Origin of the sequence: Dawidia cretensis, from assembly GCF_018598175.1 — a bacterium.
GTDB classification, from domain to species: Bacteria; Bacteroidota; Bacteroidia; order Cytophagales; family Cyclobacteriaceae; genus Ohtaekwangia; species Ohtaekwangia cretensis.
Genome location: NZ_JAHESE010000002.1, coordinates 257,299 through 274,074, shown reverse-complemented (window position 1 = coordinate 274,074; position 16,776 = coordinate 257,299). Strand labels below are relative to the sequence as shown.

General features: G+C 51.9%; 15 protein-coding genes. 7 read left to right on the top strand and 8 right to left on the bottom strand.

The features are described 5' to 3' along the window. Nucleotides 1-32: 32 nt before the first annotated feature. A complete protein-coding gene (locus KK062_RS04665; protein ID WP_254083086.1) occupies nt 33-1,208 on the top strand; it encodes an acetyl-CoA C-acyltransferase in 1,176 nt (391 codons plus the stop codon). 75 nt (nt 1,209-1,283) lie between these two features. Here KK062_RS04665 and KK062_RS04660 read toward each other — a convergent pair whose 3' ends face one another. Then, the gene (locus tag KK062_RS04660) at nt 1,284-1,799 is read right to left on the bottom strand and encodes a hypothetical protein (RefSeq protein WP_254083085.1); all 516 of its coding nucleotides are present in this window, start codon (nt 1,797-1,799) and stop codon (nt 1,284-1,286) included. 298 nt (nt 1,800-2,097) lie between these two features. On the opposite strand from KK062_RS04660, the gene KK062_RS04655 reads away from it, so the two are divergent. The 5 genes from KK062_RS04655 to KK062_RS04635 all read left to right on the top strand — a co-directional run bounded on the left by KK062_RS04655 (nt 2,098) and on the right by KK062_RS04635 (nt 7,623). After that, entirely contained in the window at nt 2,098-2,808 is a 711-nt protein-coding gene (locus KK062_RS04655) for a hypothetical protein (RefSeq protein WP_254083084.1), read from the top strand. Between the two features lie 212 nt (nt 2,809-3,020). After that, nucleotides 3,021-3,299 carry a co-chaperone GroES gene (locus KK062_RS04650; protein WP_254083083.1) on the top strand — a complete coding sequence of 93 codons (279 nt, stop codon included), beginning with the start codon at nt 3,021-3,023 and terminating at the stop codon, nt 3,297-3,299. Between the two features lie 23 nt (nt 3,300-3,322). After that, nucleotides 3,323-4,963 (top strand): chaperonin GroEL, encoded by a 1,641-nt coding sequence (gene groL, locus KK062_RS04645; protein ID WP_254083082.1) that lies wholly within the window; start codon nt 3,323-3,325, stop codon nt 4,961-4,963. A gap of 97 nt (nt 4,964-5,060) precedes the next feature. Continuing rightward, nucleotides 5,061-6,887 (top strand): LTA synthase family protein, encoded by a 1,827-nt coding sequence (locus KK062_RS04640; RefSeq protein WP_254083081.1) that lies wholly within the window; start codon nt 5,061-5,063, stop codon nt 6,885-6,887. A 4-nt stretch (nt 6,888-6,891) separates the two neighbouring features. Continuing rightward, nucleotides 6,892-7,623, top strand: coding sequence for a hypothetical protein (locus tag KK062_RS04635; RefSeq protein ID WP_254083080.1), 732 nt, complete (start codon nt 6,892-6,894; stop codon nt 7,621-7,623). Nucleotides 7,624-7,626: 3 nt separating this feature from the next. Here the strand turns inward: KK062_RS04635 and KK062_RS04630 are convergent, their stop codons facing one another. Then, complete coding sequence (locus KK062_RS04630) at nt 7,627-8,787, bottom strand: CapA family protein (RefSeq protein WP_254083079.1); 1,161 nt, start codon at nt 8,785-8,787, stop codon at nt 7,627-7,629. 15 nt (nt 8,788-8,802) lie between these two features. Next, nucleotides 8,803-9,438: a ligase-associated DNA damage response endonuclease PdeM gene (gene pdeM / locus KK062_RS04625; RefSeq protein WP_254083078.1), complete on the bottom strand. Its 636-nt coding sequence runs from the start codon at nt 9,436-9,438 to the stop codon at nt 8,803-8,805. Between the two features lie 231 nt (nt 9,439-9,669). Here pdeM and KK062_RS04620 point away from each other — a divergent pair, with 231 nt between their 5' ends. Continuing rightward, the gene (locus KK062_RS04620; RefSeq protein ID WP_254083077.1) at nt 9,670-11,082 is read left to right on the top strand and encodes an inorganic phosphate transporter; all 1,413 of its coding nucleotides are present in this window, start codon (nt 9,670-9,672) and stop codon (nt 11,080-11,082) included. A gap of 6 nt (nt 11,083-11,088) precedes the next feature. On the opposite strand, the gene KK062_RS04615 is transcribed toward KK062_RS04620, so the two are convergent. From KK062_RS04615 to KK062_RS04595, 5 genes are all read right to left on the bottom strand, one after another. Beyond that, entirely contained in the window at nt 11,089-11,595 is a 507-nt protein-coding gene (locus tag KK062_RS04615) for a chemotaxis protein CheD (protein ID WP_254083076.1), read from the bottom strand. Beyond that, entirely contained in the window at nt 11,592-12,449 is an 858-nt protein-coding gene (locus KK062_RS04610; protein ID WP_254083075.1) for a CheR family methyltransferase, read from the bottom strand. Before KK062_RS04610 ends, KK062_RS04615 begins: the two co-directional genes overlap by 4 nt. Before the next feature lie 7 nt (nt 12,450-12,456). After that, a complete protein-coding gene (locus KK062_RS04605; RefSeq protein WP_254083074.1) occupies nt 12,457-13,680 on the bottom strand; it encodes a TolC family protein in 1,224 nt (407 codons plus the stop codon). Nucleotides 13,681-14,103: 423 nt separating this feature from the next. After that, nucleotides 14,104-16,263 (bottom strand): HAMP domain-containing methyl-accepting chemotaxis protein, encoded by a 2,160-nt coding sequence (locus KK062_RS04600; protein ID WP_254083073.1) that lies wholly within the window; start codon nt 16,261-16,263, stop codon nt 14,104-14,106. 31 nt (nt 16,264-16,294) lie between these two features. After that, nucleotides 16,295-16,774 carry a chemotaxis protein CheW gene (locus tag KK062_RS04595; protein WP_254083072.1) on the bottom strand — a complete coding sequence of 160 codons (480 nt, stop codon included), beginning with the start codon at nt 16,772-16,774 and terminating at the stop codon, nt 16,295-16,297. Between the last annotated feature and the right edge of the window lie 2 nt (nt 16,775-16,776).

Below are 16,776 nucleotides of genomic sequence, written 5' to 3'. Positions count from 1 at the left end.
GCCACAGCCACACGTAAAACCAACCAACCCAAATGAAAGAAGTATATATTGTCTCTGCCGTGCGGACACCCATCGGCAGTTTTGGCGGTAGCCTGTCTTCGCTTACCGCTGTGCAGCTTGGGGCCATTGCCGTAAAGGGTGCGCTGCAAAAAGCAGGCATCGACGCCTCACAGGTTCAGGAAGTTTTTATCGGAAATGTCATCGCCGCCGGGCTGGGCCAGGCGCCTGCCACGCAGATTGCCGCCGCGGCCGGCCTGGGTTTTACCATACCTTGCACCCTGGTCAATAAAGTCTGCGCTTCCGGCATGAAAGCCGTTATGCTGGGCGCACAATCAATCATGCTGGGTCACAACGACATCGTTGTAGCCGGTGGCACGGAAAGCATGAGCAACATCCCCTATTATCTGCCCAAGGCTCGTACCGGATATAAATTTGGCAACGGCGAATTGCTGGACGGCCTTACCTATGACGGCCTCACGGACATCTACAACCAGTGCGCCATGGGTGTTTGCGCGGACAACACGGCCCGCGAGATGAAGATCTCCCGCCAGGACCAGGACGCCTATGCCATCGACTCATACAAACGTTCTGCTGCAGCCTGGGCCGCCGGCAAATTCCAGGACGAGATCGTGCCGGTAGAAGTGACGGATCGCAAGGGCAACGTAACCCGTTTTGCCGAAGACGAAGAGTATAAGAGTGTGAACTTCGATAAGATCCCGGGACTGAAACCGGCCTTTTCCAAAGACGGCACCGTCACGGCAGCCAACGCCTCTACGCTGAACGACGGCGCGGCGGCGCTGGTACTGATGAGCCGTGAGAAAGCTGAAGCGCTGGGCATCAAGCCGCTGGCCACCATTCATGGGTTTGCCGACGCGGCACAGGATCCGATGTGGTTTACGACCACCCCCTCCCTGGCAATTCCCAAAGCGCTGAAGGTTGCGGGCGTGGCTCCGGAGGCAATCGACTTCTACGAGATCAACGAAGCGTTTTCTGCCGTGGCCCTGGCCAACAATGCGCTGCTGAAATTGGACGCCAGCAAGGTGAACGTTAACGGCGGCGCCGTAGCCCTGGGACACCCGCTGGGCGCCTCCGGTGCGCGCATCGTGACAACGCTCATCAACGTGCTCCGTCAAAACAAGGGCAAGTATGGCGTGGCCGGTATCTGCAACGGCGGCGGTGGCGCTTCGGCCATTGTTATCTCGACCTGATCGGCATACACCATGACATAAACAAAAAGGCTGCCCCTTGCGAGGCAGCCTTTTTTATATTAACCCAATCATCTATTACTTACATAGCGCGACGGTGAAGTTTCCGTTTACATAGGTCCCCTCTTCTGCGCGGGCATCGATGCGCCCGGTAATTTCGGTGTCGGTGATCGAAAGAATTTCGATGGCCCCCTTGGTGGCGATGTAGTTCATTTTATCGTCTCCGTCATAAAGTGTTACTGTCAGGCTTTCCTCGGTGCTGTTCGCCAGGTCGGCATCCCAGTTGATGCTCAGCTCGTAGAGGCCAACCTTGTTGGGAACATCGAAAAAGATGTAGTCGCCTTCCGGCATGAACATGTCACATCCTTCGCCACCGGACACCGTTTCTACCAGGTCTATGCCCAGGATCTCTTCGCCATCGTAGCTTTCCTCCTGGGCAAAACCGCTTCGTTGCGTCCAAAGGACACCCCCAACCATGCCGCCCAGATCCTGATCTTTAAAGCTATAGCCGCCGTTCTTTTCGTCGGAGTCATCGTCTTTACAGGAAATCGCCAGGCCGATGAGCAAGCCTAGCAGGATGGTACTTCTTTTCATGAGGGGGTTGTTATTTGTAATACAAAGTAGCTTCAATGATTACTATTTATTCTGCCAAAAGGAAGACCGATCTATAGCGTGTATGATTCCAGCCGACAATGCACAAAATACGATGCAGGCGCTTCAGAATCGTCGCCGAAACACCTATGCCGCGGCCGGATGTAAAGAGCCTTCCCGTGCAGGGCCACTTCCCGTATCATGCCCCGGATTTCTGACATCGGTCCTTCGTGCTCCCACATGGGGCGCTTGACGTTCCGAAAAAGATTCGGTACATTATACCAACGAAATGAGTGGGGACATGGAGAAATTGTCGAATGATTGGCTAACGCAGGGGTTGATTGATTTTGAATATAAGAAATACATGTTGCTAGCCTACCTGCAGGCGGTAAAGAGTTCTTTTGATCGCGTCGAGCTTTATCCCTTCATGGCGGACCTTGTCTTTCACTATCGCAACCTGATGGCGGTCAAGGAAAACAAAACGCTGATCCGCGAATCGTTTCCGAAGGAAATTTCCCTGGAAGAGTTTAAAAAGCTGGAGCTGACCTATCGCGAAATGATTGACGACGACGCGGTCATGCAGGAGCTGGAGTCTATCATCGACTTTGCATTGCCACAGATTAAGAGCTCGCTGCAAGAGGGCTCCATGATTTACGAATACGTCGAGTCGCAGTGTGAGATCTCGCCGGTCGGCGTCACACCGCTGTATGCACGGGAAGGCTACCTGTTTGTGACCTTGCCCCCCGAAAAAGAAACGGCCATTTACCGTTACCAGGTGAGCTTCTTTGAAGGCAGTCAGGAGGCATTGAGGGGCCTGAATACCGAGTTGATTGAGCGCGTAGAAAAGAAGCCGCTGCATACGTACGAGCGCATGAAACTGGACCTGATCCGACAATACTCGGACCTGCCAAATCCTGCCACCTACCTGATTCTGTCGAAGGCCCGGTTCCCGTTTTACGAGACTTTCATGCCTGTTGCTAAACGTTTGTTTGTCAAGCACATATCTAAATAACAATTTCTCCGAGTCATAAGCGACGTCTAAAACCTGCCCGTTCCCTACGTGGCAGACTCTGCCACTTTGCCAGCATGGATCGCAGGAATACGCCCTGCAAAAGCTATCAGGAGTAGAAAATTTGTCCGTAATTCGCATCTCCGTACACGGTGGCACAATAGGTGCAGAGCCCGTGGATGTTGAATTGTTAAACCTTAAAAATCGATTCGTATATGTCAAAAATCAACTTCAAACCAAATGAGGACAGGGTGTTAGTTGAAGCCGCTGAAGCTGAAACCAAAACAGCATCAGGTATCATCATTCCTGATACAGCAAAAGAGAAACCCCAAAAGGGAATAGTTGTGGCCATCGGCGAAGGTCTGAAAGACAAGCCTGTGACGGTAAAAGTTGGCGACAATATTCTGTATGGCAAATATGCCGGCACAGAGATCACCATTGACGGTAAGGAGTACCTTATCATGCGTAACTCTGATATTTTCGGAACTATTTAATTCATCTCAATCGAACTAAGACTATGGCTAAAGAAATAACATTTGATACCGCTGCCCGCGACCGCATTAAGAGAGGCGTAGACAAGTTGGCTGACGCAGTAAAGGTGACCCTGGGCCCTAAAGGCCGTAACGTGATCCTGGATAAAAAATTTGGTGCTCCGACCGTGACGAAAGACGGTGTTTCGGTAGCAAAAGAAATCGAGCTGAAAGACCCTATCGAAAACATGGGTGCGCAGCTGGTGAAAGAAGTAGCGTCTAAAACCGCTGACGCGGCAGGTGATGGTACTACTACCGCTACTGTACTGGCACAAGCGATCTATGCACACGGTATTAAGAACGTGGCCGCTGGTGCTAACCCGATGGATCTGAAACGCGGTATCGACAAAGCTGTTGATGCTGTTGTGGAGAACCTGAAGAGCCAATCCAAAAAAATCAAAGATTCGAACGAGATCGCGCAAGTGGCTATGATCTCTGCCAACAGCGACGTGACCATCGGTAAGATGATCGCCGATGCTATGGACAAAGTAGGCAAAGACGGTGTTATCACCGTTGAAGAAGCAAAGGGTACTGAGACCGAAGTGAAGACCGTGGAAGGTATGCAATTCGACCGTGGTTACCTGTCAGCTTACTTCGTGACAAACACGGAGAAAATGGAAGCTGAGCTGGAAAGCCCCTTCATCCTGATCTACGACAAGAAGATCAGCAGCATGAAAGAGCTTCTGCCGATCCTGGAGCAATCTGCACAAACTGGCAAGCCGCTGGTGATCATCGCAGAGGAAGTAGAAGGCGAAGCCCTTGCTACCCTGGTGGTGAACAAGATCCGTGGTGCCCTGCGCATCGCTGCGGTAAAAGCTCCTGGCTTTGGCGACAGAAGAAAGGCTATCCTGGAAGATATCGCTATCCTGACCGGTGGCAAAGTGATCTCGGAAGAGCAAGGCTTCAAACTGGAGAACGCTACGCTGGATATGCTGGGTCGCGCTGAGAAAATTCACATCGACAAAGACAACACGACGATTGTGAATGGCAGTGGCAAGAAGGAAGACATCCAGGGCCGTATAAACCAGATCAAGGCTCAAATCGAAAGCACTACATCTGACTACGACAAGGAAAAACTGCAAGAGCGCCTGGCGAAACTTTCAGGTGGTGTGGCGATCCTGTACGTGGGTGCTGCTACCGAAGTAGAAATGAAAGAGAAGAAAGACCGCGTGGACGACGCCCTGCATGCAACACGTGCGGCAGTTCAGGAAGGCATTGTTCCCGGTGGTGGCGTAGCCTTCATCCGTGCGATCGATGCGCTGATTGATCCCAAAGCTATCGGCGTTGACAATGAAGATCAGGCTACAGGCGTAAACATCGTTCGTCTGGCACTGGAAGCTCCGCTGCGCACTATCGCTGAGAACGCAGGTCAGGAAGGTTCTGTGATCGTGAACAAAGTTCGCGACGGCAAAAAAGACTTCGGTTACAATGCCCGTGAGAACAAATACGAGAACTTCTTCGCAGCGGGTATTATCGACCCGACGAAAGTAACTCGTCTGGCATTGGAAAACGCAGCCTCTATCGCCGGCCTGTTGCTGACGACTGAAGCGGTGGTATCTGACCTTCCGGAAGACAAAGAAGCTCCTGCTATGCCCCACCACGGCGGCGGCATGGGCGGCATGATGTAATCAAAACATCATTATACATGGTTGAAAAAGGCTTCTCTCCCAAGAGAAGCCTTTTTCTTTTACCCCTACCCACTATCTTTGCACGCAATTACCGGCTATGCGCGAACGTCTTCGAATCTTCCTGCTGCTCATGCTTTTCTGGCTGAGCTATATGATTTTTATCCGCGGCCTTTTCCTGGCATATAACCACGACCTTTCGGCGCAACTGACTGCTGTGGAAATGTTACAGACCATGACCCATGGCATCCGCATGGATGCCAGCATGGTAGGATACGTTCTCGCCCTGGCGGGTTTGCTGCTCATGGTCTCTTCGTTTGCCGCCGGCATCTGGCTGCACCGTACCCTGCGGGTGATCACTTTTGCCGTGCTGACGCTTTTCGGGCTGATCGTAATGGTCGACCTGGAATTATACCGTCACTGGGGCTTTCGTCTCAATACAACTCCGTTCTTTTACATCGGTTCCGGCGCACTGGGCAGCGTTTCGCCTGGAGTAGTCGTTGGGCTGATCGCGATCTTTTTCACCCTGACGGTATTGTATACCTGGCTCTATAACCGTCTTATATCACCCTATACGTCTACCCTGCTTACCAAAGGCTCGCTGCCTACAGCGTTTGTAATGCTGGCCGTGTCTGGTCTGCTGTTCTTTCCGATACGCGGCAGCATATCAGTGGCCCCGATGAATACGGGTTTTGTGTTTTTTCATAAATCAAAGCCTTATGCCAATCATACCGCTATCAACGTCATCTGGAATTTTCTGAATAGTGCCCGTAAGGGCTCCAATGTTCGTTATCCCGAGAACTTTGTCAATTCCGCCGATGCCGAGGCGCGGTTCGCCGCCCTCTACCCGGCCAGCGACTCTACCCGGCACCTGTTTACGACGGCCCGCCCGAACATCATCTTCATCATCATCGAAAGCTTTACCGCCGATGTGATCGAGCCCCTGGGCGGTCTGCCGGATATCGCGCCCAATCTCAACAAGCTGTGTAAAGAAGGTATCCTCTTTGACAATTTCTATTCGAGTGGCGACCGTACAGACAAAGGGTTGGTAAGCATTCTCAGCGCTTATCCCGCCCAACCGCAGACGTCCATCATTAAGTTTCCGGCCAAGACACAACGCATGCCTCAACTGAATCTCGAGCTGAAGAAGCTAGGGTATAAAAGCTCGTTTGTCTATGGCGGCGATGTGGACTTCGCCAATTTCCGTTCGTTCCTCACCACCGGAGGCTTTGAGCACATCACCAGCGCGAATGATTTCCCGGCGGAGCTGGATGCCTCCAAGTGGGGCGTACACGATCACTTTATGTTTGCCCAGGCCCTGCACGAGCTGGATACTACCCGCAGCCCGTTCTTTAAAGTCATCCTTACCCTGAGCAGCCACGAGCCCTTTGACGTGCCCATGGAGCCCTTCATTCAGGGACAAGACGAGGAGTCGCTTTTCCTGAACTCCTGCCACTATACCGACAAGAGCATCGGCAACTTTATCGAGCTTTGCAAGAAGCAACCCTGGTGGGATAATACCATCGTGATCATGACCGCCGACCACGGCCACCGAAGCCCGGGCAATAAAGAGCTCAAAGACAAACGACGTTTTAAAACGCCGCTGCTAATCGTGGGCGGCGCGGTACGACAAGACACGGTGATCCATACTCTTGCGGGACAAACTGACATTGCCAATACTTTGCTGGCACAGTTAGATAAACCGTCACCGGAGTTCCGATTTAGTAAAGATATTCTCGGCAACAAGGTCGTACCGTTTGCTGCGTATTTCTTTAATGACGGCTTTGGCTTTTTGCTGCCCGACAAGCACATGGTCTATGACAACACCGGCAAGCAGTTCCTGGAACAAACCAATATTACGGAGGAAGACATTACGCTGGGCAAGGCGTATGAGCAGGTGCTTTATAGTGATTATAATAAACGTTAAGCCTATGAAAAGATATATTACCCTGGCGCTGATGATGTTGGCGGTTGTGACCACCCAGGCGCAGGAGTTTGGTCTGTCGTTTTCCTACTTCATACCCAAGAACGGCTACTTCTCAACGCCTATCAGCCCGTTTTCCATCCGCGGCTTAGGGTTTGATTTTAACCGGTACCTGGCACTGGAAGCGGGCGCTTCGCTCTATCGCATGTCGGGGCTGAATATGAAGGATCTGCCATTTGAAAGCAAAGATCCACTCGTGGGACCGAACTTTACGATCTTCGTCCCCGTAGAGCTGGTGCTCCAATTTCACGGTCAGAAGGCTGACTTTGATATTAAAGGGGGCGCCTTTGGATTTCATGGCTTCAGCCAGCACATCAATTATGGAAATTTTGATCGCGCCCTGCGCAAGGCCGAAGGATGGGAAGTGGTGAACAGCGACTTTTCTTTTAAGAACAAACCGGGCTGGGGTTACCATGGTGGCGCCGAGCTGACACTCTATATTTTCAAGGATGTCGGCGTTTCGCTGGAAGCCAATTACCTGGTTGGCGAGTCCAAGTTCCCATTGAAAGGAAGCTATACCGGTGGGAGCACCACCCTGGAAACCCGCGAGGTGGAATATGCCGATGCCAAGATCGATTTTACCGGATGGGAATTCTCCGTCGGTCTGATCTTCAACTCGGGAAACAGTGGCCCTTCGGCTCCCAAGAAAGCCATGAAGCGGAAGCGTCGTCGTCGCTAGTCGCTACGGTTCTTTCTTCTGGTCGTCCAGCATCGGGACGTCTTCCGGTCTGCGGGCCGGCGTTTGCGGGCGCTGCCGGATTTCAGGTACTTCTTTATTGTGTTTCTTATACAGCGCGCGCGAATCGTCTACGAATGTCTTGAAGGCAGCGCGGGAGGTGACGTCTTTGGGCATGTCGATCGAGTCAAGCTCGACTTCCGGCGCGGGTAGTATATAATAATCCTTGGCGGCATCGCGGTGTACCCACTCCAGGTAATACGCGGCACTGTCAATCGTCGTTATCGCACTGTCGGGTTTGTAGGCGATCTTTTCAAGCTCGATGTACGCCATGGCGCCACCGTCGGTATAGCGCTTGCGTTGTCCGGAAATAAAGTTTCCTAATGAGTAGGCTACAAACCGGTTTTCGGCTTTGCGCCATTCCATGGGCTGTATCACGTGCGGGTGTGCGCCGATGACGAGTTGGGCGCCATGTTTAAAACAAAACTCCGTGAGTCGCTTTTGCAACGCCGAAGGCAGGCTCTGATACTCTTCGCCCCAGTGTGTGAAGACAATGATGGCATCGGGCTTCTGCGCACGTGCATGTACGAGATCCTTTCGCATGGTGGCGGTGTCGAGGCGGTTTACGATGTTGGGTTTATATACTGGCAGTCCGTTGGTTCCGTAGGTATAATTCAATACAGCCAGCTTAAATCCCTTTCGTTCCAATATCATCGGCTGATCGTTCATCCGGCTAACGGTATCGACAAAGGTGCCGGTATGGGGAATTTGTAAGCTGTCGAGCATCATGACCGTGCGTTCCAGTCCTTTCTTGCCGCGATCAACACAATGGTTGTTGGCTGTCACCAGTGCATCAAAGCCGATGTCTTGCAGCGTCCTGGCCAATGCGTCGGGCGAGCTAAACTGCGGGTAGCCCTTGTAGGGCGGACCTGCCAGCGTGACCTCGAGGTTGCCAATCGCCAGGTCTGCCGACTCGATGTAGGGTTTGACATACTGAAAGCAGGTGCTGTAGTCATACTTCTTCCCTACAGGGTCGTAGGCCGCGGCAATTTGGGAGTCGTGTCCCATAACATCGCCTACAAATAATAGCGACAGGCGGGTGGTGTCCTGGGCGAAGACAGGCAGCGTGCATGTCATGAGGCAACCTAGCAGTAATTTTTTTATCATAGTTGTTGTAAAGGGTCAGAGCTCGAGCACTTTATCTTCAAGTATAGCAAAAACTTTTCCTTCTTTTCGGGGCGTGATCCGCGCCAACCCGGTAAACATACCAAATGCGGGGAGCAACCCTTGATTTTTTCCGAAGTAAAAACACGGTAACATCAGGGACTGTCGCCCTTTTCCACGGAGACATACGCCAGGGTGTATGTGGCCGGCCAGGTTGTAACAGTCCGCCTCGATCTGCTCTTGCGGATGATGGGTAAGCACCATACGGTCGATCTGCAGCTGTTCGTGTATCTGAATACCTTTGCGCTCGTATTGGCGCTCGCTCATGATGTCGTGGTTGCCTAACACCAGCTCGAAGGAGATGGCCCGGAAGTGGCTGACCACTTCGCCAAATACCTCCCACTCGGTGTTATAATGGCTGTGAAAAAGATCGCCCAGGCAAATCACCCGGCGTGGGCGCGTGGCTTGCAGCAGATCTACAATGATCTCCAGGTTGTGGTCATTGGCTTTGCTGGGCACGGCAATGCCGTAGCGGCGGAAGTGGTTGACCTTGCCCAGGTGCAGGTCTGCCAGCAGCAACGTTTCCAACCGCGGCCAGATCATGGCCTTTTGTGGCAATAGACTAAATTCCTCACCTGCAATAACAGCCTTCATTCGGCGCCAAGATAGCACTTTGCCGCGCCTCCGGAAAACCCGCGCAGACCTTCCACAGGAGTACAAAAAAGGTCCCTTTCACACTCAATTTTTGCTATTGTTAATAGACGATAACTTCCTGTTTTTCAGCGTATTTAGAGAAATAAAAGAGATTATTGATTAAAAAAGTTAACATAGTAGTAACATTGGGTGTTCGAAATCGCCTTAGATTGCGCCCGAATTTCAATCTCTATGTTTGAATTAGACCTGTCTTATTCTATCCTCCTGGTCCTTTGCCTTGTTGCCGCCTGCGCTTTTGAGTTTGTAAACGGATTCCATGATACAGCGAACGCTGTGGCGACGGTTATTTACACCAACTCATTAAAGCCCTGGGTTGCGGTGATCTGGTCAGGCAGTTGGAATTTCCTCGGTGTTTTATTCGGAGGTGTCGGTGTCGCGATGGGTATTGTGAACTTGCTGCCGGTAGAATCGCTCATCGACCAAAACATTGCACATAGTATTTCCATGGTCATGGCACTACTGATCAGTGCCATCTTCTGGAACCTGTTGACCTGGTATTTAGGAATTCCCTGTTCCAGCTCGCATACACTCATCGGCTCCATTTTGGGCGTAGGCATTGCGTTCTCGTTGCTACCCGATTCGCAATCCGCTGCCGTCAACTGGGATAAGGCTTCCGATATCGGCGTTTCATTACTCATCTCTCCCCTGTTCGGCTTTTCGATCACGATCATATTGATGTACCTGCTGCGAACGCTTACCAAGAAGACTTCGTACGGTGATAGTTTGTTTAAAGAACCCAAGAAGAACGCTCCGCCACCGTTGTGGATCCGAATCATTCTGATCCTGACGTGTACCAGCGTAAGCTACTATCACGGCTCAAATGATGGTCAGAAGGGTGTGGGCCTGATTATGCTGATCCTGATCGGCATTGTGCCGGTATACTTCGCGCTGGATGTTCGTGTATCGCCCACCGAATTGAACGCGCCGCTGCACCGTATCGAGCGAGTCATCGCTACTCTCGATCCCACGCCCCTTTCGGCTCCGGACCAAGCTGTCTTTACGGAAGCTCGCACGACAAACCAACACCTTTTGAGCTCCATCAGCCAGGTGCATTCGGTAGACGAGATTTCTAAAAAGGAACGGTTTAGCGTACGGAAAGACATTCTTATGCTGGATCGTCACCTGAAGTATCTGTTAGACAAAGACGAGCTGAGCGTAAGCGCTGCCAGCCGCCAGATTATTAAAGATGACCTGAAGGCCGTTCGTAAGATTACGGATTACTCGCCACGCTGGGCCATCCTGATGATCTCGCTGTCACTGGGATTAGGTACTATGATTGGCTGGAAACGTATTGTAAAAACCGTTGGTGAGAAGATTGGTAAAGAACATCTCACATACGCACAGGGCGCTTCGGCTGAGCTTGTGGCCGCCAGCACCATTGGTCTCTCGACTAACCTGGGGCTACCGGTCAGTACGACACACGTATTGTCTTCGGGGATTGCGGGGGCCATGGTCGCCAGCAAAGGTGTGAAAAACCTGCAAGGTGATACCGTACGGAACATTCTGATGGCGTGGCTGCTGACGTTGCCCGTCGTGATGATCCTGTCTGGATCACTGTTCCTGCTGTTCCGTGCGATCTTTTAACCGGAGCTAATAGCCAAATCCAAGTTTAATCTTTTCGTTGACCTCGGCCGCCGTTTCCGTCAGGAGGCGCATACGCACTTTGCCCGTGGCGGTGTTGAAGACAATCTTCCGTCCATACGCTCCCCCTACATGTTTCGCCGCGACAGGAATGTCATAGTGGTCTAATACTTCCAACGCGATCTCGCTATTACGCATCCCGATGCGGAAGACATCGGAGTTTTTGTAGAGCGAATTGCATCCTCCGAAGACCTTCGCTTCGAGGTTCTCTCGTTTCACCCGTCGATTGAGCATGGAGCGTACCAGCATATGCGTGGCGGCCATGCCGCGTGTAGGGTCACCGGTGTCGTCGTCGGGTGTGCCGGGCAGCAGGTAATGATTAATGCCACCGATGTGGTTTTTTTTGTCCCACAAACATACCGCTATGCACGAGCCGAGTACGGTTGTTAACAGTGCGGGCACGGAGGTGATCAGAAATTGTCCGGCAAATACGGTGTAGCGGCGGTGGGGTATCATGCCATAGCCTGATAAACCGTAGGGCGAAGCTGACGGAAAGGCACGTTCATGCCCATGATCGACTCGCTGTGGCCCAAAAATAATAGTCCGCCGGGACGCAAATGTTCAGCGAACTTCCGGATGACGCGCTCTTGTGTGGCCTTATCGAAATAGATCAACACGTTACGGCAGAAGATGATGTCATAGTCGTGCTTGATCAGTCCAAAGCCGTCGTCCATGAAGTTGATACGCCGGTAATTGATCTTTTTCCGGTATTCGGGTTTTACGCGCACAAGATCGGGCTGCACCTTGCTGCGCAAAAAGTACGCACGTCGCATCTCGTTGGAGATCGCCGCAATCTTGTCGAGCGTATACACGCCCTTGAAGGCCGCCTGGATCATGCGGATCGACACGTCGCTTGCCAGCAGCGAATAGTTGAAGGCGGGGTTACGCTTGCGAAATTCTTCGAGCACCATCACCAGGGTATAGGGCTCTTCTCCGCTGGAACAACCCGCTGACCACACGTTCATGGCCTGCCGGTTTGCTTGTTCGGTCCACGCGGGTAAAAAGCTGCCCGACAGAAATTTGAAATGCTCGGGTTCGCGAAAGAAGTCCGTCTTGTTTGTTGTAATCAGGTCAATGACGTGCAGCAGATCGCCTTGCTTCTCTTCTTCGCTGAAGATGTGATCCAGGAATTGTTTATAGTTATCCAACCCCAGGCTTTTTACTTTTTTGTTCAGGCGGCTCTCCAGCATGGACCGCTTATTGACGGGGAGCTTGATGCCATACTCGCGCGTTACGTACGAGCTGAGGCGAGCAAAGCTCTCATCGTCCATGCGGACAAAAAGGGGTTGATCCGTGGCCTGGGTCATCATTCAAAAGTTAGTTTTGTGAGCCCGCCAGGACCGAAGGGTCGCGCGGCAGCGCGCCAGTCAACACGAAGAGATCGGCTTTGCGCTTTGAGATGTTGTCGAAGATCTCCCATCGCTGGTGCCGGTAGCCATGCAGCAGGGTCAGCTCTTCTAATTTCTCCCGCGACTGCGTCGGCGGAAGTTGCGAGACGAACCGTTCCTGCAAAGCGATCAACTTGTTGAGTTGGGTAAAGGTAGTGGAAAGGTCGGCGATATCATCCTGTGTCTCGTCTAATTGATCTTCTACAACGCCTACGGCTTCCAGTTCCTGCTGACGTGCCGAGGCTTTCTTTAGCTCTTCACGTTTGCGTTCCGCGCCATGCCAGTTTGAGAACTTCAAGGGTACGGACACCGTTGCTGTAATAGCATTATAGCGGGGTGATGGCGCTTCAGGATTCGTTGCGCGGCCCACGAAGTTGTTACCCAACGAGACTGAGATGTCCGGTACGCGGTTCGCCGCCATTAATAAGATCTCCTGGTGTACGACGTCCGCCGAGGCTTTACTCACCTGGACACGGTCGTAGCGGCTGGCCTGTGCAGAAGTATACTTCTCAAAGGACCATACCCACATGGCTGGGAGTACGGGCTGCGCACCGTATACATGCTTTACCATGTCGTTCAGCTCCTCGAGCGACTCTTTCAGGTCGTCTTGTGCCACGTCTAACAACAGTTGGTTTTCCAGCAGCAGCAACTGTTGCTTCAGGCGCGCGGTGCTGTCGGGCACGTTCAGCGAAAGTATCTCTTGTTTGTATTTGAGGTCCTCCTGGATCTGTTGTTCCAGCATCCAGCAGTGCTGGAACAGCAGCAGTGCATCGCGCTTAAATTCATTGACAAACACTGTGTGCTCGGCCTCGGCCAGGCGCACCTGGGCGCTCGCTAATTGAACACGATGCTGGCGCTTCCGACCGGTCTCCACGGTATAGTCTATGCCCAGGTATAATTGCTGGGGCATGTTCATGCCACTGATGTCGCCCGACACGTTGCCAAATGTCAAGCTTGGGTCAGGTAAAATGCGGGCAATGTCGATCTCGCTTTTGATAGACTCGATGCCTTCCGCATGCGCAGAGATATCAGGATGTTGTTCAATGGCTTGAAGGAAATCGGCTACTGTAATGCGAACGCCGGGCTGGGCTTGTGTTACTGCTGGTAAAGCTACCCATAGAAATCCGGCTAATGCCAATAATAAAGGTCTCATAGTCGTAGGTCTTAAGGTTAAATGAAAGTGCCGGCAGGCGTCTTTTCTCCCCCTCTTCCTCCTCCTGCCAGGCACTTCTCCCCCTTCTCTTCCGTAATGTCTTTTCAAATAATTCGTTATTCGTTTTGTCGCCGGTGTAACTAAAGTGCCGGCAGGCCTTCCCTTCGTTCAACTTCACTGCCTGCACGACACTTCCCCCTCATGCTTCACATTAATTCCCGTTACACAATCAACCTAAAACTCAATTTTATACTAAAGTGCCCGCAAGCCTTCCCTTCATTCAACGTCACTGCCTGCGTGGCACTTCCCCCTCATATCCAATCACTCAAGATCTTATGCTCTTATTTTTATAAAGTGCCCGCAAGCCTTTCCCTTCTCTCCACTTCACTGCTTGCGTGGCACTTCCCCCTTATACGTTAGATATTAAAAATCTGTAAAGTCATGATCCGCCGGCCCTTCGTCGAGCTTCAGGTCGAATCCTTTTCCATGGCCGTTGCCATTCGATGATACCGCCACTTCCTTGTAGCTCGGCTTCGCCGATTTACGGCTGGTAGCGGCCTTGGCAGTCTTTGCTCTTGCTATCGCGCGATTGTCGAGCTTGAAATAGTTTACCGCTGCTTTCAGCTCCTCGGCCTGACCGCTGAGCTCTTCCGCATTGGACGACATCTCTTCGGCCGCCGACGCGTTGCCTTGCGTTACCTGCGACAGCTGCTGGATAGCACCGTTCACCTGGTCGGCGCCTGTATTTTGCTCGATGCTGGCCGCTGCGATCTCTTGTACTAGCTGCGCCGTCTTGTTGATGTCCGGCAGGGTGTTGAGCAAGAGCTCTTTCGACTGCTGTGCAGCACGTACCGTCTTCGAAGAGATTTCAGTGATCTCAGAAGCGGCTTTCTGGCTTCGCTCGGCGAGCTTGCGTACTTCCGCTGCTACTACGGCAAACCCTTTACCATGCTCGCCGGCTCGGGCTGCTTCGACTGCAGCGTTCAGCGCAAGCAAGTCAGTCTTAGAGGCAATCTCTTCGATGATCGCAATCTTCTCTGCAATGTTGGTGATCGCTTCTACCGTTTCGGATACGGATTCACCGCTTACCTGTATGTCTTTCGCCGCTTTGTTGGCAATCTTTTCTGTTTCGCGTGAGTTGTCGGTGTTTTGTTGGATGTTGGCCACCATTTGCTCCATCGAAGAAGATACTTCTTCCGAAGCGCTGGCCTGCTCTTGTGCGCCTTGCGACATCTGCTGAGAGGCTGACGCAACTTGTTGGCTGGCGGCGGATACGTTTTCTGCGCCGTTATAGATCGTTGTGGCGATCTCGCGCAGGTTGTTCACCATGGTCTCCAGGGCATCGTCCAGGTCGCCCCCTTTGTTGCGGATGGTGCTGAAGTCTATGGTCAGGTCTCCTTTTGATACCAGCTTGGCTACTTCGACACTGTTGCGCAGTTTCTCCACCATGAGTTGAAGCTCCTGCAGCATGTCGCCGATCTCGTCTTGCTTCTCTATCCGGACATCGGCACTGAAGTCACCCTTCGCTACCTGACGAATAGTACCTTTTGCTACATTCAGTGATGATGTGATGTCGCGCAGCAACCATACGGCTACGAGCGATCCGATAACGACAGCCAGAATAATGATGATGAGCATCATGCGGATGGCGCTGGCATATTGTTCGTCAACCGCGATGCGGTCTTGCGCGAGCTTACCTTCTATGTCGGCTTCGATCTCGCTTAACACCGCATCAGAAGCATCGTCGAGCTTTTCTACTTCGCCTTCGGAGATTGCCTCAGCACGTGTATTCGAATTCTTTTGCGCCATGTCGCGTACACGCAGGTGCAGGTTATAGAAATTGCTGTACTGCATCTGGTATTTATCAAACAGCGCTTTGTTTTCTCCGGTGAGATTACCGCCGATGGCCGTCCCCAGGATCTCGATCTTGTTCTCAATCTCCCCTGCTTTCTGGATGACGGCCTTGTTTGCTTCTTCGGTCTCGGCGGCGATGAGGGTCTTCTCCGAATTCTTTAGGTCTACCAGGTACGCCCGGATTTGGTGCACTTTGTCCAGCTGTCCTTTGTCGCCGGCTGCATTCAAGCGCGCGATCAATTCTTCCAGTGTCGATTTGATCTTCGTATATTCTACGTATGCCTCGTTGTCGGATAACAGGGTTGCCTGTATTTCTGTGTTTTCCAGCGCCAGCTGAATCACGTTGGAACCAGCGTTCAGGAAGTCAGTAATGCGAGCCCGTAAATTTTTGATCTTTACTACCGTCTCTTCATCACTGATGCGCTCAAGCTCCGCGAGTGTTCCCGTAACCTCGGTTGTAAACCCTTCGATCGAACGTTTAATAGCGTTCATGGTTTCGAGATCTTCGGCCTGGATCAGTTTTTTCTGGTCGCGGCTGATCTCTGTCAGGTTCACTTCGATATCACCAATCAATTGAAGTTGTACAGCCGTCTTGTCAGTGATCTCATTGAGCTTGTCGTTTATACTACTGATGCTCGAGTACGAGATCGCAAAGATCACGCCCATCAGAACCAGCAGGATTGTAAACGCTGCTATGAGCTTTGTGCGGATAGTTAAATTATTCATCATAGAGAGTAAAGATTAAAGCCTTTATAGTTTTTTAATTTAGTGTGTTGAGCTGAACGATGTCGGCCGTCGAGAATATCCGGTCGATGTCCATGATCATGGTAATGTCACCGCGGTTGTTGACGATGCCCGTGATCGGAGCCTGCGTTTTGTAGTTTTCAAAGTCGGGAGCCTCTTGTATGTCGTCAGGCGCCAGCTCAATGACTTCTTTCGCAATGTCTACCAGAGCCCCCACCTGCAAGCTCTTGTCGTCTGCTGTTGTCAGGTCGAGTATCATGATGCGGCTCTTTTTAGTAATCTCCGTCCGCTTCAGGCCAAGTTTCATGCGTGTGTCGAGGAGCGGTAATACTCTACCGCGCAGGTTGATGATGCCCAGCATATAGTCGGGGGCGTTGGGAACTTTGGTGACCTGCTCCAGCTCCACGACTTCCTGTACATACTCGACGCTGATGGCGAACTTTTCTTCGCCCAACGAGAATGTCAGGTAGGGGTGTGATTCGTGATTCTTACTCATAG